The sequence below is a fragment of the Pseudomonas sp. MRSN 12121 genome, assembly GCF_000931465.1.
Classification (GTDB): domain Bacteria; phylum Pseudomonadota; class Gammaproteobacteria; order Pseudomonadales; family Pseudomonadaceae; genus Aquipseudomonas.
Map to the genome: position 1 here is coordinate 3,382,316 of NZ_CP010892.1, position 25,043 is coordinate 3,407,358.

Below are 25,043 nucleotides of genomic sequence, written 5' to 3' on the forward strand. Positions count from 1 at the left end.
GGCGCCATCATCCCACTGTCGCCGGCGGCTGAGTAGTGTGCGCCGGCTCATGGCGCGCAGGCTGCCAGCCCAGGGCCGGGGCGATGTCCCGGGCGATCACCCGCAGGCGCTCCAGCACCTGGGCCTGGGTCGAGCTTTCGGCCTGCACCACGACGATCAGGTAGTCGGCGTAGTCCAGCAGCGCCGGGTCCTGGCGCAGGCTGTCGAGCACTTCCTCGGGGTGGCCGTGGTGCACGTTCATCAGGCGCAGGTGTTCCTGCAGGTTGACCGCCTCCTCGATCAGCCCTTCGCGTTGCAGGCGCGGAATATGCCGTTCGATGTCCACCGCCAGTTCGGCCTGGGCGGTGGCGCGGTCGCGGGCCGGAAACACCGCCCGTACCACGCCGATGCGCGGCGCCCGTGCCGTGCTGTTCCAGGCCTTGAGGTAGGCCTCGGCCAGGGGTTTCTGCACGGTCAGCGGGTCATGGGTGGCGGTGCCCAGCAGCAGGCCGTTGCCCTGGCTGGCGGTGTAGGCCGCGCCCTCGACGCTGCCATGGGAATGCCACAGCCGCTGGCCCAGGCCCGGCGCCGGCGGTTGCAGGGTCAGCTCGCTGCCGGGGCTGACAGGCTGGCCGTCGAGCAGCTGTTGCAGGCGTTGCTGGTGGGCGATGAACTGCGGCTGGCGCTGCTCGGGGTCGCGCTCGAAGGCACTGAAATTGTCGAGGTTGGCGCCACCGCTGCCGAGCCCCAGTTGCAGGCGCCCGGCGCTCAGGCTGTCCAGCACGCTGGCGTCCTCGGCGAGGCGGATCGGGTCTTCCAGGGGCAGGACGATCACCCCGGTGCCGAGTTCGATATGCCGCGTGCGTTCGGCGACGGCGGCCAGCAACACCAGGGGCGAGGGCAGTTGGCCGAAGCCGTTGCTCAGGTGGTGCTGGGCGATCCAGCCGCCGTCGTAGCCCAGGGCCTCGGCCACCTCGAATTGCTCCAGCAGGTCGTGGTAGACCTGCCGCGGGTCTTCGCCGAAGGCATGGCTGAGAAACCCCAGCTTGAAGGGTTTGCGTGGGGGCAAGGGGCTCATGGTCGGGAGGTCTCCACAACAGGACGAGTGACGGTGCGGGTGCCGGGGCGCCAGCCGAGGGCGGGGGCGATCCGTTCGCGGATGATTTCCAGGGCGCGGATGGCTTCGCGCAACGGGGTGCTGGCGGTCTGCACCTGGACGATCAGTTGGTCGTTGGCGCCCAGCGCCGGGCCCTGACGCAGGCCGTCGAGGATCGCGTGGGCCGGGCCATGCAGCACGCCCAGGCGCTTGAGGGTGCTGGCGAAGTCCTCGTCCAGCGGGCCGTTGTACACGCCGATACGCTGCTGGCGCCTGACGTAGTCCTGGATATCCCGGCGCAGGGCCGAATCGTCGCTGGCCGGCGAGTCGCCGGGAAACACGCCCTGGACCCGGGCCACCCGCGCCGGCGTGCCGTTGTCGCCGGTCCAGGCCCGGCGATAGCGCTCGACCAGCTCCACCCCGGCCTCGGGCGGCAGGTGCGGGTTGGGCGCCATGATCAGGCCGTTGCCACGGGCCGCCACCAGCTCGACCCGCGAGGTCGCTTCCCACAGGCGCCGGCCCAGCCCGGAAGCGCCAGGACGCAGGCGCAACCCCTGGGCGTTCAGCGGCGCGTTGTTCAAGGCCGCGTGCAGTTGCCGCAGATGCTGCTCGTAGTCGCGGTGGCGCTGCTCGTGCTGGCGGCCGAAGGCGCCGTAGGTCTGCGGGTCGAAACCGGCCCCCAGACCCAGTTCGAGGCGGCCGTTGCTCAGCAGGTCGAGCACCCCGGCGTCTTCCGCCAGGCGCAGCGGCTGCTCCTGCGGCAGCACGATGATCCCGCTGCCCAGGCCGATGCGCCGGGTCCGCTGGGCGACGGCTGCGAGCAGCACCAGCGGCGCGGGCAGGCGCCCCTGTTCGCTGGCGAAATGGTGCTGGGCCACCCAGCCGTTGTCGAAGCCCAGTTCCTCGGCGACCTGGAACAATTCCAGGGTGTCGCGGTAGACCTGGCGGTCGAACCCCGGGCGGTAGACCCGGCTGAGAAAACCCAGGGCAAATCCTGCGCTCATGGCTGCGGCTCCTGTGTATCGGCTAGGGGCAGGGCCAGCAGGCCCTGGAGTTCGTGGCGTACGGCGGTGGATTCCGCCAGGCCGCTGAACGGGCTGAGGGTCAGGTAACCCTTGGCCACCCAGACGGCTTCGTCATCCTGTTCTTCGGCGGTGGCCGGCGGGCTGTGGCGGAAACCGATGCCGGGCTTGCCGGCGAGCGCCGCTCCGAAGGTGCCGAGGTCCTCGGTGTAGCGGGCCTCGAAGCCTACATAGCGGCCGATGCGGGTCAGGCGCAGGCCCTTGATGGTCGGCCCGGCGGGCAGGTTGACGTTGAGCCCGATGCCGGCGGGCAGCAACTGGCCGTCGGCCTGACGATGGCGCTCGAGGGCTTGCACCAGGCGCACCACCAGCCGGGCCACCCGCTGCGGATCGGCCTCCTTGAGGTCGGTGCTGACCGCCAGCGCCGGGACCCCGGCCAGCAGGGCCGCGCTGGCGGCGTTGAAAGTCCCGGAGGCGAGGTTGATCGCCCCCAGGTTGTTGCCGGGGTTGGGCCCGACTATCACCAGGTCGGGGTGCGGCATGACCGTTTCCAGGCCCATCAGCAGCGCCATCACCGGGGTGCCGCTGATCTCGATGCGCACCGTCTGGCCGGCGCAGGCGGGGCTGCCGCACACGCCGCTTTCATAGGTGCTCAGGTAGTAGCTGTCGGGGTAGGCCGGGTCGCTGTCGCGGCCGATGCGGGTTTCGCGGCCATAGATGAAGGCGCCGCCGCGGGCGCTTTGTTCGCTTTGCGGGGCGGCGATCTTCACCTGGTGCCCGGCCGCCTTGAGGGCGCTGTACAGGGCGCGGATGTTCGGGTGGCGGTAACCGTCGTCGTTGCTCAGCAGGATGTTCAAGGCCAGCGCCGGGGCGCTCGCCAGGCCGCAACACAGTGCCAGCAGGCAGGCCAGGGCTTTCATGGCCGGGGCCCCGGCGCCTGGCTGAAGCGGTTGGCCGGACGCGGCAGGCCGAGGTTCTCGCGCAGGGTGCGGCCCTGGTACTCGTGGCGGAACAGCCCGCGTTGCTGCAACAGCGGGATCACCTGGTCGACGAAGGTGTCGAGGGAACCGGGAAAGTAGGGGAAGAACACATTGAAGCCATCGCAGGCGCGGCCCTGGAACCAGGCCTCGAAGGTGTCGGCGATGTCTTCGGCGGTGCCGATGATCGGGTGGCCGCCCGCCAGGCGCAGGTACAGCTGGCGGATGCTCAGGTTCTCCCCTCGGGCCAAGGCCAGGACCTGATCGCGGCGGCTGCCGCGCTGGCCGACCGGGGTGTCCGGCAGGGGGCCGTCGAGATCGTGGCCGGACAGGTCGATATCGTCGCCCAGAGTATCGGCCAGCAGGCGCAGGCCGAGCACCGGGTCCACCAGCGCCTGGAATTCCTCGAACAGCGCCTGGGCCTGGGCGCGGGTGGCGCCGATGAACGGCGTGACCCCGGGCAGGATCTTGATGTGCTCGGGGTTGCGGCCCAGGGCCGCGGCGCGTTGCTTGATGTCCTGGTAGAAGGCCTGGGCCGCGGGCAGGTCGTGATGGCTGGCGAAGATCAGTTCGGCGACCCGCGCGGCGAGGGCCCTGCCGGCTTCCGAGGCGCCGGCCTGGACCAGCACCGGGTGGCCCTGGGGCGGGCGGGCGACGTTCAGCGGCCCGCGCACGGCGAAATGCGCGCCACGGTGGTCGAGGGTGTGCAGCTTGTCCGGGTCGAAGTACTGGCCGCTGGCCTTGTCGCGCACGAAGGCGTCGTCGTCCCAGCTGTCCCACAGGCCCTTGACCACGTCGTGGAACTCTTCCGCGCGCTGGTAGCGGTCGGCGTGGTCGATATGGCTGTCGCGGCCGAAATTCCAGGCTTCGTCGGAGACCACCGAGGTCACCAGGTTCCACGCCGCGCGGCCGCCGGACAGGTGGTCCAGCGAGGCGAACTTGCGGGCGATATGGTACGGCTCGTTGTAGCTGGTGGTGGCGGTGGCGATCAGGCCGATGTGGCGCGTGACCGCGGCCAGGGCGGCCATCAGGGTCAGGGGCTCGAAGTGTTCGCCACGGGCGGTGCGGCTCAGGGCGTCGAGGTGGTGGCCCCAGAGGGCGACCACGTCGGCGACGAACAGCGCGTCGAACTTGCCGCGCTCGGCGGTCTGGGCGATGGCCTTGAAATGCTCGAAGTCCAGGCTGGCATCGGCCTGGGCCAGGGGATGGCGCCAGGCGGCGACATGATGGCCGCTGTTGGCCAGGAAGGCCCCCAGCTTGAGTTGATCGGTACGGCGGGTCATGGGCAGGCTCCGGTGCGGATTCGACGAACCTGCCGGCCACCCGGGCCGGCAGGCGCTCGGGTGGCTCAGAAGTTGTACGTCAGGCCGGTGTACCAGTAGCCACCGGTGGTGCCATAGGGCGAGAAGTTGCCATAGGGGAACGCGCCGGAACTGCTGGGCAGGCCGGTGCGCTCCGGGTACTTGTTGAACAGGTTGTTGGCGCCGGCGTTGAGGGTCAGGGCGGGGCTCAGGTGGTAGTCGAGGTTGAGGTCGGTGATCCACGCCGGGGAGAAGGTGCGGTCGAAGTTCTCCGTCGTCCCGTACTGGGTGTACTCGCCGTAGCGGGTCAGGTTGAGGCCGATCTCGAACTTGTCGATGGTCCAGGTGGTGCCCAGCAGCAGCTTGGACTCGGGCAGGCCGTGCTTGAGGTTGCCCTGGCGCTGGCGGTCGTAGCCGCCGGTAGGGCCCAGGGCCTGCTGGGCCACGGGCGAGGCGTGGATGTCGTCGATCTGCGTGGTGTTCCAGTTGAAGCCCAGGGTGTAGCGCAGGCCGCCGTAGGCCCCGAGGTTCTGCCGGTAGTCGCCGACCAGGTCGATGCCGCGGGTGGTGGTGTCCAGGGCGTTGGTGAAGTAGGTGACCGACTGGTTGGTGTTGAGCCCGGCCGCGGCGAGGATCGCGGCGATCTGCGGGGTGCCGCCCAGGTAGCCGGTCTGGGCGATGCGGTCGCGGATCTTGATCTGGTAGGCGTCCAGGTTCACGCTGCTGGCCTCGCTGGGCTGGAAGGTCAGGCCGAGGCTGATGTTGGTCGATTTCTCCGGCTTGAGGGTCGAGGCCCCCAGGGCCTTGGCCACGTCCGAATCCACCGCGACGTTGCGGTAGTCGATCAGGTTGCCGTTGACGCTGCTTTGCGAGGTCGAGCTGTAGATCTGCTGCGCCAGCGACGGCGCGCGAAAGCCGGTGCTGTAGGTGCCGCGCACGGCCAGGGTGGGGGTCAGCTGGTAGCGGGTGGAGAACTTGCCGTTGGTGGTGGTGCCCGAGCCGTCGTTGTAGTGCTCGTAGCGGCCGGCCAGGTCGACGTGCCATAGATCGGTCAGGTCCTGGCCGATCTCGCCGTAGCCGGCCAGGCTGGTGCGGCCTTTCTGCGCGGCGTCGGCCGGGGTGGTGCCGGCGCCGGAGATGGTCCCGGGGGCGATCGGGTTGCCGCTGGCGCCGGTGGTGTAGGGGCCGCTGGCGTAGGACTCATAGTCGCCCTTGCCGATCTTGTAGTTTTCGTAGCGCTGCTCCAGGCCCCAGGAGACCTGCGTGGGCCTGGCCAGGCCGAAGTCGAAGGCGCGGGTCAGGTCGAGGTTGTTGGTCCACTGGCTGAAGGTCTTGACCCCGGTGTCCACCGAGGTCGGCGAGTCCTGGCCGTAGCTGAGGTTATAGGTGTGGCGCAGGGTGGCCTCGGCATGGTCCTGGCCGTAGGTACTGGACAGGTCGTAGTCCCAGTCGGCGAATTTACCCTTGCCGCCGAAGGCCACCTGGAAGTCGTTCTCGATGAACCGCAGGGTGTCCTCGATGCCTTCGGGGAAGGGCGTGGCGATGCCGTCGAAGCTTGCGGGCTGGTGGAAGGCCAGGGGCTTTTCCGAGTTGCGCCGGGTGTAGGTGGAGAACGAATACAGGCTCAAGGCATCGTTGACCGGCAGCTCGGCGTTGTACCCCAGGCTGAAGTTGCGCGCCTCGGGCAGGCCGGTGCCGTAGTAGGTGTGGCGCAAGCTGGTGTTGCCGGCGCTGTCGGTGTAGGGCGCGTCGTCGGAGCGGTCGGAAACCCGCTGCTTCTTCACGTCCAAGGCCAGGTTGACGAAGCCGTCGTTGGGCAGCGCCAGGCCGACGTTGCCGGTCTGCCGGGCGGTCTCGCCGTCGCCGTTCTCGTAGTTCTGGCCATAGCTGGTGGACAGGCTGCCGCCATGGTCGGTCTGCTTGAGCACGATGTTCACCACGCCGCCGATGGCGTCCGAGCCGTACTGGGCGGAGGCGCCGTCGCGCAGCACCTCGACATGGTCCACCAGGGCGGTGGGGATCATGTCCAGGTCCACCGGTTGCGAGCCGGAGTTGAGGTAGGTGCCGTTGTTCAGCAGCGCGCTGTTGTGCCGGCGCTTGCCGTTGACCAGCACCAGCACCTGGTCGCCGTTGAGGCCGCGCAGGCTGATGGGGCGGACCACCGAGGTCGAGCCGAAGCCCGACGACGCCGGCTGGTTGAGCGAAGGCAGCACCCGGCTGAGGGCGCGGGTCAGGTCGCCCTGGCCGGTGGCCAGCAGTTGCTTGGACGAAATCACATCCACCGGGGACGGGCTTTCGGCCAGGGTCCGGGCCTGGCCGCGGTTGCCGATCACTACCACGGTGTCCAGCGGGTTGTCGCTGTCGGCGGCCAGTGCCGCGCCGCCGTGGGTCACTGCCTGGCACAAGGCGATGAACAGCAGGCTGTGGGCGAAGGTCCGGTGCGGTTGCCGCACGCCAATGGCGCTTGATGAAGTCATGATTGAAACACTCCAGTGTGGTCCCCGGTTTGCGCCCTGCTGGGTGGCCAACCTTGTCGGGTAAGGCGACGGTGGCGAAGGCGGCCGTCGCGGATGTCGTGGTGGCGGCTTGTTGTCGGGCCTGGACAGGCCAGCGGGCTCAAGCTCTGGTAAGCCGGCAGAGCAAGGCCTGTGCCAGTCGATGAAATCTTTTTAAAACAGCAGGTTGCGATGGGCGCTGGCGGCAAGTTGGTGTTTTTTTAACAGTGCCGGCCCAGGCTGTTGGTTTTTCTACAGGGCAGGAGGGACAGGGCCGGCGGCGAGCCCCGCTGTTGCTTTATCAGCAAGGCCCGGCCCGACGGCAGGGGAGGCGGCCGGCGCCGCGACAGCTCGGCGGGCCGGGGCCCTGGCACATCACTTGCTGGGTAGCGGGATCGCCATGTCATTGGTCTATTCAGGAAGCTTTCCCATGCCGCAGCCGGGCCCTCGCAACTTGCTCACCGACATCCCTGGGATCAGGGTCGGGCACGCCACCGACACGCGGGTCGACACCGGGGTCACGGTGATGCGTACCGACGGCGCCTGGACCGCCAGCATCGATATCCGTGGCGGCGGGCCGGGCGGGCGCGAGTCGGCGGCGCTGGAGCCGCAGAACATGGTCGGCCAGCTGCACGCCCTGGTGTTCGCCGGTGGCTCGGTGTTCGGCCTGGGCGCGGCGGACGCGGTGGCGGCGGCGCTGTCCCGCGAGCATGTCGGCCTGCACCTGAAGGCCGGGGCGCCGGCGATTCCCATCGTGCCGGCCGCGGTCCTGCATGACCTGGCCAATGGCGGCGACAAGCAATGGGGCCTGGACCCGCCGTATCGCCGCCTGGGTTTCGAGGCCCTGGCCAACAGCGACGCGGACTTCGCCCTGGGCGCGGTCGGTGCCGGGCGGGGCGCCATGGCCGGGGTGTTGCCGGGCGGCCTGGGTTCGGCGTCGCTGGACCTCGGCGGCGGGCTGCTGGTGGCCGCGCTGGTGGTGGCCAATCCCATCGGTTCGGTGTACATGCCCGACGGCCGCACGTTCTGGGCCTGGCCCTGGGAAATCGGCGGCGAGTTCGGCGGCGCCCGGCCCGGGGCCGACCAGGACAACAGCGACCCGATGCCGGAACTGTCGCGCCTGGATTCCATGGGCCGCCTGCAGGCCGGGGCCAACACTACCCTGGTGGTGGTCGCCAGCACCGCGCGCTTGACCACCGCCGAGTGCAAGCGGGTGGCGATCATGGGCCAGGACGGTATCGCCCGGGCGGTGCGTCCGGCGCACTTGCCGTTCGATGGCGACACGGTGTTCGCCCTGGCGTCCGGGGCGGTGGAATTGAGCGCCGGCCCGCGCCGCCAGGTGCAGATCGGCTGCATCGGCTCGGCCGCCGCCGACTGCGTGGCCCGGGCCATCGCCCGGGGCGTGTACGAGGCGCGCCGGCCTTGATCGGCCGATGCCTCAATCGCCCCGTCATCCCACTCCCGTAGGAGCCGGCTTGCCGGCGATGGTCCTATCGCTGGCAAGCCAGCTCCTACGGGAGGGGTGGGGTCAGGACCTGGGTCACCCTGGCCCGGGCCTGGCGGGCCAGGTCGGGCAGTTCCAGGGCCCGGTAGACCCGTTCAAGGCTGCGGTTGGTGGGCACGTCGAAGGGGTCGTGGCGGCGGCGCAATTCCAGATTCTGCTGGGCGGCCAGCCAGTCGCCGGCGCCCAGGCGCGCGTCGAGCTCGATCTGCGCGAACAGGTCGCGCTGGGCATGGCTGCCGCCGATCTCGTTGAGCCGTGGCAAGGCACTGGCCAGCAGGCCGGCGGCCTGGGCCGAATCGCCACGGGCATGGGCCAGCAGGCCTTCGGCCAGGGGCAGGGTGACCTCGGCCCACACCGCGCGGCTGAAGGCCGGTGCCTCGCGGCTGCGGGCGTGCAAGGCGGCCAGCAGTTGCCCGGCTTCGGGTTTGCCGGCACGGGCCAGGCCATACAGGTATTGCAGGCTGAGGAACGGCTGCACGGTATCGCCGTGGCGTTTCTGCAGATAGGGCGCCAGGGCCTGCCAGCGCTCGCCGACCTCGACCCCGGCCAGCTCCAGGCGCGCCAGTAGCGACACGGCGCCGATCTGGTCCTGGGAGTAGTCCGGGAGGATGCCCCACACATGCCGGTCGTAGATATCCAGGACCCGTCGTTCATCGCCGCGCGCCAGGTAGAACAGCGCCAGGTGCCACCAGTTGTGGGTGTAGATGAAGGAGTTGAGCCCCTGCCAGTGCGCCTTGACGCTTTCCAGGAAGGCGATGCCTTCGCCGATGCGGCCCTGGGTCAGCATGACGTGGGCCAGGGCGTGCTGGGCCCAGGGTTCGTCCGCTTGCAGGGCCAGGGCCTGGCGGGCGCTGGCCTCGGCTTCTTCGAGCAGGTGGCATTGCTCGTAGGCGAAGGCCAGCATGCCATGGCTCTGGGCGATCTCGGCGCTGGCCGCCACGGCCTTGAGGGCGATGCGCAGCAGGGCCGGCCAGTTGCCGCGGTTGAACTCCACGTACTGGTTGAGCTTGGCCGCGAACAGGTCGCGGGGAAAGCGTTCGAGCAGGGTTTCGCTGAGGCCCAGGACGCGGTCCAGGTCGTCGTCGATCCACGCCTGCAACAGCGCCAGGTACAACCCGGCGCGCGGGTGCGGCGCGCTGACCCGGGCCGCGCGCTGGCGGTAGTGCTCGGCCAGGCGCGGGCCTTCGGGGGATTCGACGAACATCAAGAGGATCCCGGCGAAGGCATTGCTCAGCGCCGAGTCGGGATGGCGTTCGGCGCTCGCCAGGATGCCCTCGGCGCGCGGGTGGTAGCCGAGAAAGCCGCTGATGAAGTCATCCACGCCCTGGCGGGCGTCGGGGTCTTGGCTGTCGATGGGGTTGCCCAGGTAATCCAATGACATGGTGCTCACATTCCAGGAGTCGGAGGAAGCCATACAGGGCAAACCCTGTGCCAGCCCGGCGCGGCTACGGGGAACGCGGGCCTGGCCGGCAATGAGCTTGGGCGCGCTGCTGCTTTTTCCACACTGCGCTGGCGCGCTGTGGTTTTTTCATCAGTGCCGGGGCCGGCCCCTGGCGGCCGCGCCGCACCCTGCGGCGTCCCGGGGCAGTGGCACAGGCCTTGCTAAATCCCGGCAAAGGGACACGGCCGCCAGGCATTCCCCGAACCCCTGCCAAGGAGCCAGCATGCCCAGTCAACCTTATCGACATCCGCCACGCCTAGGGTCACGGCGCCTTGCCTGGCCCGGGCCATCGTTCAAGGCCTGGGCCCTGGGCCTGCTGGCCGGCGTGGCGCTGCTCGCCGGCACCGCCCAGGCCGCCCCCCGGGACGGCGGCGTGCTCAACCTGATCGCCCAGCCCGAGCCGCCATCGCTGATGCACGGCGTGGTCACCCATGTGTCGACCCAGTACGTCAGCGGCAAGATCCTCCAGGGCCTGCTGACCTTCGACCGGCAACTCAAGCCGCAACCGGTGCTGGCCCGGGCCTGGACGGTGTCCGCCGATGGCCTGACCTACACCTTCGATTTGCAGCAAGGCGTGCGCTGGCACGACGGCCAGCCGTTCAGCGCCGAGGACGTGCTGTTCAGCTTCAAGACCTTCTACCCGGAGGTCGACAAACGCATGGCCAGCATCTTCAGCCAGTACGTGGCGTCGATCGAGGCCGCCAGCCCGCAGCAGGTGGTCTTCCACCTGCACAAGCCGTTCGCGCCCTTGCTCTCGCTGCTGGGCAGCGGCCTGCGGCCGATCGTGCCGCAGCACCTGTACGCCGGCAGCGACTTTCGCAACAACCCGTACAACCTCAAGCCGGTGGGCACCGGGCCGTTCGTGTTCCAGGAATGGAAGCGCGGGGCCTATATCAAGCTGGCGAAGAACCCGCAGTACTGGAAACCGGGCCTGCCGCACCTGGACGGCATCGTCTTCCACGTGATCCCCGACGGTTCCTCGCGGGCCGCGGCCTTCGAGCGCGACGACGTGCAAGTGCTGCGCAGCGGCGACGCCGACTACGCCGACCTCAAGCGCCTGGCCGCGCTGCCCGGGGTGCAAGCCTCGGAGCAGGGCTGGGAGCTGTATTCGGGCCTGGCGTTCCTGCAGATCAACACGCGCAAGCCGCCGCTCAACGATCCCAAGGTGCGCCAGGCGATCCTCTATGCGCTGAACCGCCCGTTCATCGTCGACACCATCTTCTTCGGCTCGGGCCGGGTGGCCCAGGGGCCCTTTGTCTCCAGCTCGCCGTACCACGATCCGCAGCTGCCGCAATACGCCTATGACCCGGACAAGGCCAAGGCGCTGATCGCCGAGTCCGGGGTGGACGTCGGTGCAGTGCGCATCCGCCTGCTCAACGGCGAAAAGGGCGGCGCCTGGGAGCGCCTGGCCGAGTACACCAAGCAGGCCCTGCAACCCTTGGGGTTCAAGGTCCAGGTGGTCACCTCCGATGCCGCCACCTGGTTCCAGCGGGTCAGCGACTGGGACTTCGACCTGACCTACAACTTCATTTTCCAGATCGGCGACCCCTACCTGACCAACGCCTACCTGTACCGCTCGGACTACATCCTCAAGACCTCGCCCTTCGCCAACGTCAGCGGCTACGTCAACCCGGCGGCGGACACCCTGTGGAACCGGGTCGCCGACACCGCCGAAGGCGCCGGGCGCCAGCAGCTCTACAGCCAGCTGGAGAACCTGCTGAACACCGACCTGCCGATTCTGCCGATCTTCGAGATGCGCTACCCGACGCTGTACCACAGCCAGGTCAGGAACCTGCTGCAGACCGCCACCAGCCTCAACGAAGACTACGAAAGCGTCTACCTCGACGCCCCCGCGCCATGAGCGGGCTGCTGTTTCTCGGCTCGCGCCTGGGCCGCGCGCTGCTGATGATCGTCGGCGTGCTGGTGTTGAGTTTCCTGTTGATCCGCCTCGCGCCCGGCGACCCGGCGCTGCTGATGGCCGGCGAGGCCGGGGTGGACGATCCGCAGTACATCGCCGGCCTGCGTCACGACATGGGCCTGGACCAGCCCCTGGCCCGGCAGTTGCTGCTGTACCTGGGTCAGGTGGCAAGCCTGGACCTGGGGTATTCCTATCGCAACCAGACGCCGGTGTGGACCCTGCTGGCCGAGCGCCTGCCGGCGACCCTGAGCCTGATGGGCTCGGCCTTTGTCCTGTCGTCGCTGCTGGGGGTGACCCTCGGCGTGCTGGCGGCCCGCGCCCGGCAACGCCGGCACTGGCTGGACGGGGTGATTTCCCACGGCGCCTTGCTGCTCTATGCGCTGCCGCCGTTCTGGCTGGCGATGCTGCTGATCCTGCTGTTCTCGGTGAGCCTCGACTGGCTGCCGGCCTTCGGCATGGAGACGGTGGCCCGCGAGCTGCACGGCAGTGCCTGGCTGGCGGACCGGGCCCGGCATCTGCTGCTGCCGTGCCTGTCCCTGAGCTTCCTGTTCCTGGCCCTGTACACCCACCTGACCCGCGCCGCGACCCTGGAGGCGATGAACCAGGAATACGTCTACACCGCGCAGGCCAAGGGCCTGCGTCCACGGCGCATTCTACTGGCCCATGTGCTGCGCAACGCGCTGCTGCCGGTGGTGACGTTCGCCGGTTTGCAACTGGGCCAGCTGGCCAGCGGCGCGCTGCTGGTGGAGGTGGTCTATTCCTGGCCGGGTATCGGCCGGCTGATGTACGACTCCCTGGCCCAGCGCGACTACGGCGTGCTGATGGGCGGCTTCCTGCTGATCTCGGTGCTGGTGGTCGGCTTCAACTTGCTGACCGACCTGGCGTGCCGCCTGCTGGACCCACGGATCGGTGCCGGAGGGCAGGGCGCATGAACCAGTCCACGGTGTGGCGACGTTTTCTCGGCCAGCCCTCGGCGCTGCTCGGCGCGCTGTTCCTGCTGCTGTTGAGCCTGCTGGCGGTGGCCGCGCCCTGGCTCGTCCCGGCATCGCCCTGGGCGATGAGCGCGCGGCCGATGCTGGCGCCGTTCCAGGACCCGGCCCACTGGCTGGGCAGCGACCTGCTGGGCCGCGACCTGGCCAGCGGCCTGCTGCACGGCGCCCGGGTGTCGCTGGCGGTGGGCGCCCTGGCCAGCCTGGCGACCCTGGTGGCGGGCTCGCTGGTGGGGGCCATCGCCGGCTATGTCGGCGGCTGGCTGGACGGTGTGCTGATGCGCATCGCCGAGTTTTTCCAGATCATCCCGCAGCTGGTGCTGGCGGTGATCCTGGTGGCGATCCTCGAACCCTCCCTGGGCTCCATCGTGCTGGCCATCGCCCTGGTGGCGTGGCCGGCGGTGGCGCGGCTGGTGCGCAGCGAATTCCTCAGCCTGCGCCAGCGCGAGTTCGTCCAGGCCGCCCGGGTGCTGGGGCAATCGCCCTGGGCGATCGTCACCCGGCAGATCCTGCCCAACGCCCTGGCGCCGCTGCTGGTGACCATGACCTTCGTCATGGCCACGGCCATCCTCACCGAGGCGGCCCTGGCCTTCCTCGGCCTGAGCGACCCGGAAGCCATGAGCTGGGGCTACATGATCAATACGTCACGCGGGCTGCTGCGCGATGCCTGGTGGATGAGCCTGCTGCCCGGCGGCGCGATCCTGCTGTGCGTGCTGGCGGTCAATCGCGTCGGCGAAGGCCTGCGCGTGGCCTTCGAACCTGCCCGTCGACCCGGAGATGCGCCATGAACCAGAGCCTGCAAGCGCTGCTGGATATTCAACACCTGCGCATTGCGCTGCCGGCCGGCGGCGACCGCAGCCATGCGCTGCATGACCTGTCGCTGCAACTGCGGCGCGGCGAATGCCTGTGCGTGGTCGGCGAGTCCGGGTCGGGCAAGTCGATGCTGGCCAAGGCCCTGCTGCGCCTGTTGCCGCGCCCGTTGCGAGTGGAAAGCAGGCGCCTGGCATTTCGTGGCCAGGACCTGGCCGGGCTCGATGAAGAGGCCATGCGCCAACTGCGCGGGCGCGACATCAGCCTGGTTTTCCAGGAGCCCATGAGCGCCCTCAACCCGTTGCTGAGCGTGGGCCGGCAGATCGACGAAACCCTGCGCGCCCATGGGGTCAAGGCGGCCGCCACGCGGCGCCAGCGGGTGCTCGAGCTGCTCGGCTATGTCGGCTTGCCTGACCCGCCGCGCCTGCGGCACGCCTATCCGTTCGAGCTGTCGGGCGGCCAGCGCCAGCGGGTGGTGATCGCCATGGCCCTGGCGTTCGATCCGGCGCTGCTGATCGCCGACGAGCCGACCTCGGCGCTGGACGTCACCACCCAGGGGCAGATCCTCGACCTGCTGCGGCGGATCCAGCGAGAGAAGGGCATGGCGATGCTGTTTATCACCCACGACTTTGCCGTGGTCGAAGCGGTCGCCGACCGCGTGCTGGTCCTGGAAAAAGGCCATGTGGTGGAGCAGGGAGCGGTCGCCGAAGTGCTGCGCGCGCCCCGCGAAAACTACACCCGGCGCCTGCTCGAGGCGGTGGCCGCAGTGCCGCTGCATCCCCGGCAAGCGCGGGCCGAGGCGGCCGTGGTGCTGAGCGCGCGGCAGCTGGAAAAGCATTTCCGCCGCCGCGGCGGCGGATGGCGGCGGCACAGCACCCGGGCCCTGGCCGGGGTCGATCTGGAACTGCGCGAAGGCCAGACCCTGGGCATCGTCGGCGAGTCGGGCTCCGGCAAGTCGACCCTGGGCCGCTGCCTGGTGCGTTTGCTGCAGGCGGATCGCGGCAGTATCCAGTGGCAGGGCAGGGAAGTCGCCGGGCTGTCCCAGGCGCGCCTGCGGCCATTGCGCGGCGCGGTGCAGATGATCTTCCAGGACCCGTTCGCCTCGCTCAACCCACGGCAGGACATCGGTACGATCCTGATGACCGGGCCCCTGGCCCAGGGCTGGAGCAAGGCGGACGCGCAGCGTCAGGCGCGCCGGGTGCTGGAACTGGTGGGCCTGCCGGCGACCGCGCTGGAGCGTTATCCCCATGAGTTTTCCGGGGGCCAGCGCCAGCGCATCGGCATCGCCCGGGCCCTGGCGGTGGAGCCCAGGGTGCTGATCGCCGACGAGTGCGTCTCGGCCCTCGATGCGCTGATCCAGGTGCAGATTCTCGAACTGCTGGAGGCGCTGCAACGGCGCCTGGGCCTGAGCCTGGTGTTTATCACCCATGACTTGCGCGTGGCCGCCCGGCTGTGCGACCGCATCGCGGTGATGCACGGCGGCCAGGTGGTGGAGCAGGGCGCGACGGCGACCCTGCTGGCCCGGCCCCGGCATCCCTACACCCAGACCCTGCTACGGGGCTTTGCCCCGGCCGTGGCGCCGCCGGCCGCGACACAAACCATCGAGGTCGCGCCATGAGCCCGCCGCGCAGGACGATGAGCCTGAACGCGTTCCTGATGGCCACCGGGCACCACGTCGCCGGCTGGCGGCACCCCGACGCCCAGGCCGATGGCGGGCTGGACTTCGAGCATTACCGGCAGTTGGCGCTGACCGCCGAACGCGGCTGTTTCGACGCGCTGTTTCTCTCCGACACCCTGGCCATGCTGCCGGGCAGCCGCGAGGCGCTGAGCCGGATGTCGCGCACCGAGCACTTCGAGCCCCTGACCCTGCTCGGCGCGCTGGCGGCGGTGACCCGGCGCATCGGCCTGGTGGCGACCGTCACCACCTCCTACAACAGCGTCGACAGCGTGGCCGCCGGTTTCGCCTCCCTGGAGGCCCTCAGCGGTGGTCGCAGCGGCTGGAACCTGGTGACCTCGAGCAACGCCGAAGAAGCCTTCAACTTCGGCCGCCAGGCGCATTTCGAACACGCCCAGCGCTATGGCCTGGCCCGGGAGTTCCTGGCCCGGGTACGCGCGCGCTGGACGCAACGCGGCCTGGCGCCGGTGCAGGTATTGGCCGGTGCCTCCAGGGCCGGTTGCCAATTGGCCGCGGCCCATGCCGAAGTGGTGTTCACCGCGCAGCCGGAGCTGGCCGGCGCCCAGCGCTTCTATCGGGAACTCAAGGGGCTGTTGCCGCATTACGGGCGCCACGCCGGCCAGTTGAAAATCATGCCCGGGGTGCTGCCGATCGTCGCCGACAGCGCCGCCGAGGCCGAAGCCCTGTACCAGCAGTTGCAGGACCTGGTGCAGCCTGAAGTAGGCTTGTCGCTCCTGGCGGACATCGCCGGTGGCGCCGATCTGTCGGCCTGCGACCTGGACGGCCCGTTGCCCGAGCTGCCGGCGACCCAGTCCGGGGTCAGCCGGCGCGAGCTGCTGATCGGCGTGGCCCGCCGCGAAGGCCTGAGCATCCGCCAGCTGTACCTGCGCATGGCGGCGGCACGCGGGCACCTGGTGCTGGTGGGCGAGCCGCGGCAGATCGCCGACCGCCTGGAGCAGTGGTTCGTCGAGGAGGCCGCCGACGGTTTTAATGTGATGCCGCCCTACCTGCCGGGCGGGCTGGAACGTTTCGTCGACAAGGTGGTGCCGGAACTGCAACGTCGCGGGCTGTTTCGCCGCGCCTACCAGGGCCGCACCCTGCGCGATCATCTGGGCCTGTCGCGGCCCGACTACCTGGTATCCGAAGAGGTTCACAGCGCCCATGGCTGACCTGCACAGCTTCACCGAGTTGCCCCTGGTGCGGGGCGAACTCCTGGAAATCCGCCCCGGCCGGCGCCTCAGCGTGGCCCACCGGCCCGGCACCCGGCACGCCGACACCGTGGTGTTCTTCGGCCATGGCGGGGGCGGCAACAAGGATCAGTGGCGCGAGCTGTGGCGCCACCTGGGCGAGCAGGGCTACAGCCTGGTGGCCTGGGACCTGCTGGGCCACGGCGACAGCGAAAAACCCCGCCAGGCCGCGGCCTACGCCTGGGACGAACTGGTGGCCGACCAGTTGCAGATCATCCAGCGCTATGCCGGCCGACGGAATGTGCTGGTGGCCCATTCCTTCGGCACCGGGCTGGCCTTGAGCGCCGCGCTCGAACAGCCGCGCCGGCTGCCCGGGGTGACGGTCGCCGGGGCCTTGCTGCTGGGCACTGCGTTGCAGCGTCCGCTGGGGCGCGGCGGGCTGCTGGGCTTGCCGGCCTGGCTGCTGGAAATACTCCGGCCGCTGTTGTCCCGGGGCTTTCGCCAGAAGGCCTGGCACCCCACGGTCGATCCGGCGCTGCTGGCCTACGAGGAACGGCTGACCCGGCGCAACCGCCTGTATGTGTTCAAGGCCTTGCTGCAAAGCGCGCAATGGCCCGATGCCTCGGCCCTGGCCGGCCTGACCCTGCCGACCCGGGTGCTGGCCGGCGACAGCGACGGCCTGACCCCGGCCAGCGGCGGCGAAGCCCTGGCCCGGCACCTGCCGCAGGGCAGTTTCCAGTTGCTGGAACGGTGCGGCCATCAACTGATGCTGGAGCGCCCCGGTGAAGTGCTGGCGGCGTTCCAGGCGCTGCTGGAGCACCTGGAACCGTCCGCCGGGTAGAGGGTTGGCGCGACATCCCGTCCCGCCGGCGCGCCATGGCCGAAAACCTGCTTCAGGCCAGCGTGCCCGGGTAATGGGTCTGCATCACGATCGACAAGGCATCGGGGCGCCAGAATTCCTGGTCGAACTCCACCGGCTGATTGTCCTCGCCGAAGTTCAGCCGCTCCAGGTAGACGTTGGTGGAGCCCGGGGACAGTTGCAGCAGGTCGGCCTGTTCCTCGTTGACCGTGCTGGTGTGGATTTGCAGTTCGCAGCGCGATTGCACCCGCGCGAAGCGCTCGCGCAGCACCCGCGTCAGCGAGGTGTTCAGGTCCACCTCCAGCAAGCCGGGGCACCAGCTGGCGAGGATCGCGTTGCACTCCAGCAGCACCGGGCGCCGGTCGATCCAGCGCCGGCGTTGCAGGTAGAACACCGGTTCGTCCGCGGACTCCAGGCCCATGCGCCTGGCCAGCCAGGCACCGGCGGGGCGCTGTTCGGCCAGCAGGCATTCGGTGCGCGGGACACGCCCCTGGGCGGCGACGTACTCCATGAAACCGGTGATGCGCGAGGGGTCGTAGCGGATGCGTTGCGGGCTGACGTACCAGCCGCGACGGTTTTCCCGATATACCAGGCCCTCGGCTTCCAGCTGTTGCAGGGCCTGGCGCAGGGTCACCCGGGTGCAGCCGAAGCGCTCGATCAGCTCGCGCTCGGAAGGGAACTTCTCATCGGCCTGGGGGCTGCCGCCGGCGATGTCTTGAGCGATCTGCTCACGAATGCGCTGGTAGTGCGGTGAAATGGGATCGAAGGGCATCCGATGTTCCGTTCGGTTGAAAGAGGGGATGGGCAAGCGCCGCTCAGGGGCTGTCGCAGGCCGGGTCCAGCGCGGACCGGGACTCCTGCCGGCGCAGTTCGCCGGCCCAGGTGCGCAAGCCATAGAGGGCCAGGATCACAAAGCCGGCATACAAGCCCGCGGTCAGCGACAAACCCTTGTACAAAAACAGACCGACATAGGCGCTGTCCAGCACAATCCATAGCCACCAGCTGGCCACATACTTGCGTGCGGCCCACAGGCTGGCCACCAGGCTGAACGCCGTGAGCAGCGCGTCGAACCAGGGCAGGGCGGCGTCGGTGAAACGCTGCATCAAGGCGCCCAGCAGCAGCGCTCCGAGCAGTCCGGCCAGCAGATGGCGCCAGGCCTGCTCGTGGGGCAGGCGCTCGACCTGCACCTTGCCCGCCGCCATGTGCCCGGTGCTCCAGCGCCACCAGCCGTAACCCTGCAGGACGGCGAATACGCCCTGCAGGAGCATGTCCGAATACAGCTTCACCTCGAAAAAGATCCAGGCATACAGCAAGACCGCGACCACGCTGACCGGCCAGCACCAGCGCACCCGCTGCGTGGTGAGCCAGACCCCGGCGATGTTGAAGAACACGGCGACTATTTCCAGTGGCGACATAGGGCCCCCCAAGGGCTTGAATGGTCGAACGGCGGTTCAGGGCTGCAACTGCAGGGCCTGCTGCTTGAGCTGGCGCTTGCGGGCCATCGGCAGGTCGTCCTGGTCGCCATACGGGGCGCTGTACCAGTTGCCATAGGTCGGGTTGGGCAGCAGGAACCAGCGCTGGCCGAGCCAGCCCAGGTAGGGCTCGACCGCTCGGCGCTGGGCGTCGAGGCTGTTGTGCGCGGCCTGGACGAAGTCGCCCAGCGAGTCGCCGGCCAGCAACAGCACGCGCGCCTGGCTGGCGACCCACTGGCGCCGGCAGTCCTTGCCGTAGCCGGCCTGTTCGCAATGACCGGTGGGCGTGCCGGCCGCCAGCACCTGCTCCGGGCTGTCGACCGGGAAGCCCCGCAGGCGCAGGTTGTCGACCGTGGCCCGGACCTGGCTGTGCTCACGGTTGGTCAGGTAATACACCTTGATCCCGCGTTGACGGGCGGCCTGCACGAAGGCCACGGCCCCCGGCAGGGCCTGCGCCCTGGCCTGCTCGACCCAGAGGTTCCAGCGGTCATAGCCGTAGGCCTGGTCGTTGCGAATGTCCCGGGCATTGAGGGGAATGTTGTCCAGCAGGGTTTCGTCGATGTCGACGATCACCGCCGGCGGCAGGCCCGCCAGCTGGCGCGGCGGCAAGGGCAGGGCATCCCAGTCCGGGGTGGCCAGGGCCACGTCCAGTTGCCGCGTGGCGCTGGCGAACACCTGGCGATAGATCAGCTCGTGTTCGATGGAGGTCTGGGTCCAGAGCACCGCGTCGAGTTGATCGTTGGCGGGCGGCTGTTGCTGGCAGCCGACGAGGAACGCAGCGAGCAGGGCGGCACTGGCAAGCAGGGTATGGCGCATGGAAAGTCGACCTCAGAAGTTGATGGTGGCGGATAACCGCGCAGTGCGGGGGGCGCCGAGGAACAGGTAGCCGTCGCCGGCGGATTCGCCGACATCGCGCCAGTAGCGTTTGTCGAACAGGTTGTCGACGGTCAGGCGCAGCACCGTATCGTAATCGCCGATCCGGGTGCTGTAACGGCTGCCCAGGTCGAACACCGCATAGTCGTCGACCTTCACGCTGCCTTCCCGGTTGGCATATTTGCTGCCGCTGTATTGCACCCCGCCCAACAGCGCCAGGCCCGGCACCCCGGGGATGCTGTAGTCGCCATGCAGGCTGGCCCGCAGCTTGGGCACGTTGAGCGCCTGGTGGCCGTCGTAGGCGTCGGTGCCGCTGCCGGTGACCCGCGCGCGGATGGCCGCGACGCTGGCGGATACCTGCAGGTCGGAGGTCAGCCGACCGTTGGCAGAGAGCTCGAGGCCGACATTCTTCTGCTTGCCTTGCTGCACGAACGTCAGGCTGCCGTCGTCGTTGGGCCGGTTGTATTGCAGGTCCTGGGTGATCTGGAACAGCGCGGCGGTCAGGCTCAGGCGCTGGAAGTCGCGCTTGATCCCCACCTCCAGCTGGCGCGAGGTGGTCGGCGGCAGCACTTCGTCGGCGTTGCTGCTGAACCAGGCCGCCTCGCCGCCCAGGGACAGGCCCTTGCTGTAGCTGGCGTAGAGCGAGGTGTCGGGACGCGGCTTGTAGATCAGCGCCACCTGGGGCAGGAACACGCTGCGCCGGGTATGGCGCGTGGTGTCGCCGGCGATGTTGTAGGTCTCTTCATCCAGGCGCACCTGGCGGCCGCCGAGGAGGGTCTGCCATTGTTCGTTGAAGCTGATGCGGTCACTGGCGAACAGCCCGTACTGGCGGCTGTCGAGGCGTCGATAGCTCGGCCCCAGCGGTCCTGCATAGGGCTCCAGCACCGGAGGTTTCTGGTAGATGTTGCCCTCGCCGATGTACTCGTTGACCGATTGCCGGCGATCCACCAGGCGGCGGAACGCGCTGGTACCGAAGGTCAGGTCATGCTTCAGGAACCCCGTGTCGAACTGGCCATTGATCGCCACCTGGGCCTCTTCGTTGCGCCGGGTGTCGTCGGGGCTGCGGTAGTCGGAGATGTCGTAGTCGCCCTCGGCGCTGAAGTGGTTGGGCAGCGCGCTGTCGGCGCAGCTGGCCGCGCCGTAGCAGCCCCAGGCGAAGGTGCTGTAGTCGTCGATCACCACCCGGCTGCGAGAGGCGCTGAAGCTGGCTTTCCAGGCGTCGTTGAAGCGGTACTCGAACAGGCCGTCGAGGTTCAGCGACTCGATGCCCACCGGGTCCGACCAGCTCTGGTACGCCAGCAGGTCCCGCGGCGATACGCCGTGAGGCAGGGCGGTGCCGCCCAGCAGTTGATAACCCGGTACCGAGCGTTGCTCGCGCTTCTGGTATTCGCCGTTGAGTTGCAGCAGGGCGTTGGGGCTGATGTTCCAGTCCAGGGCCAGGGAGGCGAAATCGCGCTTGCCGTCGGCGTGCTCGACATAGGAGCGGATGTCTTCGTGGGCCAGGTTCAGCCGAACCCCGACTGCTTGCTCGGCGCCGAGCCAGCCGCCCACGTCGGTGGCCAGGTAACGTTCGCCCTGTTCGTTGGTGGAGACGGTCACCGAACGCACCTGCTCCGGACGCTTGCTCACGTAGTTGACCAGGCCGCCGGGCTCGGACACGCCGCTTTGCAAACCGGCCAGGCCCTTGAGCACTTCCACCTGCTGCTTGTTCTCCAGCGCCACGTTCTGCTCGCCGGTGATGGTGCGGCCGTTGATCTTGTAGCTGTTGGCCGGATTCAGGGCGAAGCCGCGGACCACGAAGTTCTCGTAGTAGCCGACCGGGGCGTAGCTGTCGCCCACCGAGGCGTCGTTCTTCAGCACCTCGCTGAGCAGGCGCGCCTGCTGGTCCTTCAGGCGGGCTTCGGTGATCACCGCCACCGAGGCCGGGGTGTCCAGCAGCGGGGCGTTATCGAAGCCCGCCACCGCGGCCTTTTTCGCCTGGTAGCCGGTGGGCTCCTGGCCCGTCACGGTGACGGTGTCGAGGGTCGCCTCCTGGGCCTGGAGAGCGCTGGAGACCAACGCGAGGCTCAGGGTGAGCAGGGTGTAGCGAAAAGGTGTAGCCATGAGACGAGCGCTCCTTGGGCCCGGCCGCGGCTGCATGGCGCCTGGTACGGGCACAAAGGGGCCCGGCGCTGCGCAACGGACGGGTTGCCAGTACGAATGAAAGAAAGCCGTGTGAGCCGAAAAGGCGTCAGGCCGGAGCTGCTCCGGTAGTCATTGGTAAGCGCGGATCGGCGGCCCATTCCTGCAGCGAGCCGTCGTAAATGGCGACGTTCCGGCGACCCAGCAGGGTCAGGGCCAGGGCGTTGGCGGCGGCGGAAATGCCGCCTCCGCAATAGAGAATCAACGGGGCATCGCCGTGCAGCAACGTCGGTCCGATGGCCAGGGCCAGGGCATCCCTGGATAGGTAGCGGCCTTGCGCATCGAACAGTCCCCGGGCCGGCAGGTTATGGCTGCCGGGTATGTGCCCGCGCCGGGCGTAACGGGTGGTCGCCGAGCCTTCGAACAAGGCGGCTCCCAGGGCACAGACCAACAGCCCCGGCGCCTGCCCGCGGACTACCGCTTCGACGCCGGCCCGGTCGATCCACAGTCCGGCCCGCGGGACGTGCGGCCAGGGCGCGGCAGCGTCGGGCGTCACGCCGGGCCCGCGCTGTTGCGGCAAGCCCGCCTCGCGCCAGGCCCTGAAGCCGCCATCGAGTACCGAGGCATCGATGCCCAAGCCACGCAACATCCACCACAGGCGCGCCGCCCAGAAACCGTCGCTGCGGTCGTAGACCACCACGCTGCACCCGACCCCCACGCCCAGCTCGGCCAAGGCCTGGATCGAGACGGCGGGGTCGGGCAGGGCGAAGCTGAAACCGGCGCGGGTGTCGGCCAGGGCCGTCAGCAGGTCGGCATGCCGCGATCCGGGAATATGCGCCTGCAGCCAGCCGTCACGGCCGCTGGCCACCCGGTAGTCGCCATCGAAATCGGGGGCGGGCAGTTCCACGCTGGCGTCCAGCACGACCAGCGCGGGATGGCCAAGGTGGCTGTGTAGCCAGTCGGCGTCCACCAGCGTGCCGGGCACAGGCAGGTTCATGGCCGCCCCCGGTGCAAATGGCGCAGCAGGCGTTGTCCCTGGGCGCCGGCGAACCAGCGCAGATGACCGAGCAGGTAAGCCTGGTAGGCCACGTCGGCACTGCGGGCGGAGCCCACAACGCCCTGGTAATAGGCCACCTCCGACAGGGCGAAATCCACATGCACCAGCGGCAGCAAGGCACTCAGTGCCTGCAGGTCGCGGCTCTCCAGCGGCCGTACCTGGTGGTAGCCGGCCAGCAGCGCGTCGACGCTGTCCAGGTCGGCCACCGCCGGGCCGCCGCTGTCCAGTTCCAGCCAGGGCACGGCGTTGCGCTCGATGGCGGTGGCCAGGTCGAAGAGGGCGAAGGTACGGTCCGCGAGGCCGAAATCCAGCACGCTGGAGACCGCACCGTCCTCACCCCACAACAGGTTCGAGGCATGCCAGTCGTTGTGGGTCCACAGCGGCGCCTGCCGCTCCAGTAAGGGCAACAACGGCGCGTGAAAGGGCAACAGCCATTGGCTCAGTTGTGCCTGCCAGTCCTTGTCGGCCAGGTAAGCCTTGAGCCCAGGGTCATGCTCCACGGCGCCGGCGATCGCCGCCAGCGGCGAGGGCTGTGCGATCAAGCGTGCATTGGCCAGCAGCACGGGCGTCTGGCGGGGCGCGGCGCTGTAGCGCTGCGCCGCCTCATGCAGGCGGGCCAGGGCCTGCCCGGCGGCCAAGGCATGCCGCGGGCTTTGGAACGGCGACCAGGACAGCGCATCGCGGTAGAGGTCCAGGCCCTCGGCGACCTGGTGGATTTCATAGGTCCACGGGCCTTGCGCGGTGGCGGTGCGGCCGTGGCGGTTGGGCAGCACCGCGGCAACCGGCGCGCCTTGGCGATGCAGATGGGCGATGAGGCGATGTTCTTCCTCCAGCCATGCCGGCTGGCGCACCTGGTGGTGATGGCGTTTGACGAACAGGCGGCCGCTGCCGGTGGTGATCAGGCCGGCGGCGGAAAACGGCCGCGGGCTGTGCCACTGCACCTCCTGCAACCGGCCCAGCTGCGGGTAGTCGAGCAGCAGCTGCTCGAGGTCGCTGTCGGCCAGGGCCGGCCAGTCGGCCGCGACCGGATCGAGCCCCAGGCCATGGGCGGTTCGTACCGCCTGCAGGCTCATCGGGCCGGCTCCGGCAGGTAGGCATTGCTGGTCGCGGCCTGCCACACCCCGGGGTTGTCGAGAACCGCGTGCTGGTGCAGCCACTGGGCATAAGGTTCGAGCAGGGCCTGGCGTTGTTCGCCCCAGCGTCCCTGGTGCAGCCAGGTGGGGGCGATCTTGTGCAGCGAGGCACGCAGCAACTCCGTGGGGAAATACGGCGTGGTGCATTCATAGGCCGCCAGGGCCAGCTCCGGTTCCCGGGCCGCGGCCAGATAGCCGCGGGCGGTGGCGGCGAGAAAATCCCGGACCTGCCGGGGCTTTTCCGCCAGGGTCTGTTCATGGGCACCGAGCAGGTAGCTGTGGTACGCCGGGGCGCCGATCTCGTCCACCGGCAAGACCACCCGCCGCGTGGCGTCGATCGGGCTGGGCATCAAGGCTTCCCAGGCCCAGTAGCCGCCGAAACTGGCGTCGGCAAGGCCCTCGGCCAACTGTTCGGGACGCAATTCGCGCACGCCGCTGTCCACCAGGATCACCCCATCGGGGTCGCCACCGTCGGCGCGCACCAGGTGGCGCACCATGGCCAGGCCGCGGGGCGTCGGGTTGAGTGCCAGGCGCTTGCCGACCAGGTCCCGGGGCCGCTGGATGCCGGAGTCGGTCAGGGTCTGGATCGACTCCAGGCCGGCATGGTTGATCGCGGCGATACCTTGCAGCGGTTGCCCCTGGCTGCGTCGCACCAGCAGCCGGTTGCTGGGGAAGACCCCGAAGTCCGCCGCGCCGGTCAGCAGGTGCTGCAGGGTGTCGCCACGGTAGGGGTCATGCACCACCAGTTCGACATCCAGGCCCAGCTCCCGGTACCAGCCGCGTTCCCGCGCCAGGTACAACCCCGCCGAGTTGGGCCAGGGATGAAAATATTCCAGCATTACCCGCAACGACACCATCGCTCACTACTCCAGCCCGCCGTCCCTCGAAGGGTGCCGGGCGCTGTTTTTGATGGGGCGATTTATAAGGGCGGGCATCTGGTATATACCAATATTTTTTGCGTCTATGGATATGCCGGATCGCTCAGCGCCCGCGGCGGCGCGTGGCCGTGGCGCTCAGCGGACGGCAACTGTTCGGTGCGCAACAGTGGCCGAACATCCACAGCGTTTTGCAACACCCGGCTGGCCCGCTCCAACGCCTTGAAAGCCCACGGATAAAGCGCTTTGCCCGTTGGCA

Annotated in this window: 20 protein-coding genes; 7 read left to right on the plus strand and 13 right to left on the minus strand. The window is 69.2% G+C overall.

Annotated elements, in window-relative coordinates:
- Positions 1 to 7: 7 nt before the first annotated feature.
- From TO66_RS15315 to TO66_RS15335, 5 genes are all read right to left on the minus strand, one after another.
- Positions 8 to 1,057, minus strand: a complete 1,050-nt coding sequence (locus TO66_RS15315) for an LLM class flavin-dependent oxidoreductase (RefSeq protein ID WP_044463128.1) — start codon at positions 1,055 to 1,057, stop codon at positions 8 to 10.
- Positions 1,054 to 2,079, minus strand: coding sequence for an LLM class flavin-dependent oxidoreductase (locus TO66_RS15320; protein WP_044463129.1), 1,026 nt, complete (start codon positions 2,077 to 2,079; stop codon positions 1,054 to 1,056). Before TO66_RS15320 ends, TO66_RS15315 begins: the two co-directional genes overlap by 4 nt.
- Positions 2,076 to 3,017 carry a 5'/3'-nucleotidase SurE gene (locus TO66_RS15325; RefSeq protein ID WP_044463130.1) on the minus strand — a complete coding sequence of 314 codons (942 nt, stop codon included), beginning with the start codon at positions 3,015 to 3,017 and terminating at the stop codon, positions 2,076 to 2,078. Before TO66_RS15325 ends, TO66_RS15320 begins: the two co-directional genes overlap by 4 nt.
- Positions 3,014 to 4,357 (minus strand): LLM class flavin-dependent oxidoreductase, encoded by a 1,344-nt coding sequence (locus TO66_RS15330; protein WP_044463131.1) that lies wholly within the window; start codon positions 4,355 to 4,357, stop codon positions 3,014 to 3,016. The genes TO66_RS15325 and TO66_RS15330 overlap by 4 nt, the downstream gene beginning before the upstream one ends.
- Positions 4,358 to 4,422: 65 nt before the next feature.
- Entirely contained in the window at positions 4,423 to 6,852 is a 2,430-nt protein-coding gene (locus TO66_RS15335) for a TonB-dependent siderophore receptor (protein ID WP_044463132.1), read from the minus strand.
- A 448-nt stretch (positions 6,853 to 7,300) separates the two neighbouring features.
- Between TO66_RS15335 and TO66_RS15340 the strand changes: the two genes are divergently transcribed.
- Positions 7,301 to 8,296, plus strand: a complete 996-nt coding sequence (locus TO66_RS15340) for a P1 family peptidase (RefSeq protein ID WP_044463133.1) — start codon at positions 7,301 to 7,303, stop codon at positions 8,294 to 8,296.
- 85 nt (positions 8,297 to 8,381) lie between these two features.
- Here the strand turns inward: TO66_RS15340 and TO66_RS15345 are convergent, their stop codons facing one another.
- Positions 8,382 to 9,755 (minus strand): tetratricopeptide repeat protein, encoded by a 1,374-nt coding sequence (locus TO66_RS15345; protein ID WP_044463134.1) that lies wholly within the window; start codon positions 9,753 to 9,755, stop codon positions 8,382 to 8,384.
- Between the two features lie 283 nt (positions 9,756 to 10,038).
- Here TO66_RS15345 and TO66_RS15350 point away from each other — a divergent pair, with 283 nt between their 5' ends.
- The 6 genes from TO66_RS15350 to TO66_RS15375 are packed head-to-tail and all read left to right on the plus strand — an operon-like array spanning position 10,039 to position 17,235.
- The gene (locus TO66_RS15350; protein WP_082061090.1) at positions 10,039 to 11,676 is read left to right on the plus strand and encodes an ABC transporter substrate-binding protein; all 1,638 of its coding nucleotides are present in this window, start codon (positions 10,039 to 10,041) and stop codon (positions 11,674 to 11,676) included.
- On the plus strand, positions 11,673 to 12,665 hold the full coding sequence (locus TO66_RS15355; RefSeq protein WP_044463135.1) for an ABC transporter permease: 993 nt from the start codon (positions 11,673 to 11,675) through the stop codon (positions 12,663 to 12,665). Before TO66_RS15350 ends, TO66_RS15355 begins: the two co-directional genes overlap by 4 nt.
- Positions 12,662 to 13,510: an ABC transporter permease gene (locus TO66_RS15360; protein WP_044463136.1), complete on the plus strand. Its 849-nt coding sequence runs from the start codon at positions 12,662 to 12,664 to the stop codon at positions 13,508 to 13,510. The genes TO66_RS15355 and TO66_RS15360 overlap by 4 nt, the downstream gene beginning before the upstream one ends.
- The gene (locus TO66_RS15365; RefSeq protein WP_044463137.1) at positions 13,507 to 15,150 is read left to right on the plus strand and encodes an ABC transporter ATP-binding protein; all 1,644 of its coding nucleotides are present in this window, start codon (positions 13,507 to 13,509) and stop codon (positions 15,148 to 15,150) included. The genes TO66_RS15360 and TO66_RS15365 overlap by 4 nt, the downstream gene beginning before the upstream one ends.
- The gene (locus tag TO66_RS15370) at positions 15,147 to 16,376 is read left to right on the plus strand and encodes an LLM class flavin-dependent oxidoreductase (protein WP_044463138.1); all 1,230 of its coding nucleotides are present in this window, start codon (positions 15,147 to 15,149) and stop codon (positions 16,374 to 16,376) included. Before TO66_RS15365 ends, TO66_RS15370 begins: the two co-directional genes overlap by 4 nt.
- On the plus strand, positions 16,369 to 17,235 hold the full coding sequence (locus TO66_RS15375; RefSeq protein ID WP_044463139.1) for an alpha/beta fold hydrolase: 867 nt from the start codon (positions 16,369 to 16,371) through the stop codon (positions 17,233 to 17,235). The genes TO66_RS15370 and TO66_RS15375 overlap by 8 nt, the downstream gene beginning before the upstream one ends.
- A 52-nt stretch (positions 17,236 to 17,287) precedes the next feature.
- Here the strand turns inward: TO66_RS15375 and TO66_RS15380 are convergent, their stop codons facing one another.
- From TO66_RS15380 to TO66_RS15410, 7 genes are all read right to left on the minus strand, one after another.
- Positions 17,288 to 18,025: a GntR family transcriptional regulator gene (locus tag TO66_RS15380; RefSeq protein WP_044463140.1), complete on the minus strand. Its 738-nt coding sequence runs from the start codon at positions 18,023 to 18,025 to the stop codon at positions 17,288 to 17,290.
- A 43-nt stretch (positions 18,026 to 18,068) separates the two neighbouring features.
- Positions 18,069 to 18,668, minus strand: a complete 600-nt coding sequence (gene pnuC, locus TO66_RS15385) for a nicotinamide riboside transporter PnuC (protein ID WP_044463141.1) — start codon at positions 18,666 to 18,668, stop codon at positions 18,069 to 18,071.
- Positions 18,669 to 18,704: 36 nt separating this feature from the next.
- Positions 18,705 to 19,541: a 5'-nucleotidase, lipoprotein e(P4) family gene (locus TO66_RS15390; RefSeq protein ID WP_044463142.1), complete on the minus strand. Its 837-nt coding sequence runs from the start codon at positions 19,539 to 19,541 to the stop codon at positions 18,705 to 18,707.
- 12 nt (positions 19,542 to 19,553) lie between these two features.
- Positions 19,554 to 21,701, minus strand: coding sequence for a TonB-dependent siderophore receptor (locus tag TO66_RS15395; RefSeq protein WP_044463143.1), 2,148 nt, complete (start codon positions 21,699 to 21,701; stop codon positions 19,554 to 19,556).
- Positions 21,702 to 21,828: 127 nt separating this feature from the next.
- Positions 21,829 to 22,716 (minus strand): sulfurtransferase, encoded by an 888-nt coding sequence (locus tag TO66_RS15400; RefSeq protein ID WP_044463144.1) that lies wholly within the window; start codon positions 22,714 to 22,716, stop codon positions 21,829 to 21,831.
- On the minus strand, positions 22,713 to 23,849 hold the full coding sequence (locus TO66_RS15405) for a phosphotransferase enzyme family protein (RefSeq protein WP_044463145.1): 1,137 nt from the start codon (positions 23,847 to 23,849) through the stop codon (positions 22,713 to 22,715). Before TO66_RS15405 ends, TO66_RS15400 begins: the two co-directional genes overlap by 4 nt.
- A complete protein-coding gene (locus TO66_RS15410; RefSeq protein WP_044463146.1) occupies positions 23,846 to 24,766 on the minus strand; it encodes an ABC transporter substrate-binding protein in 921 nt (306 codons plus the stop codon). Before TO66_RS15410 ends, TO66_RS15405 begins: the two co-directional genes overlap by 4 nt.
- Positions 24,767 to 25,043: the final 277 nt, after the last annotated feature.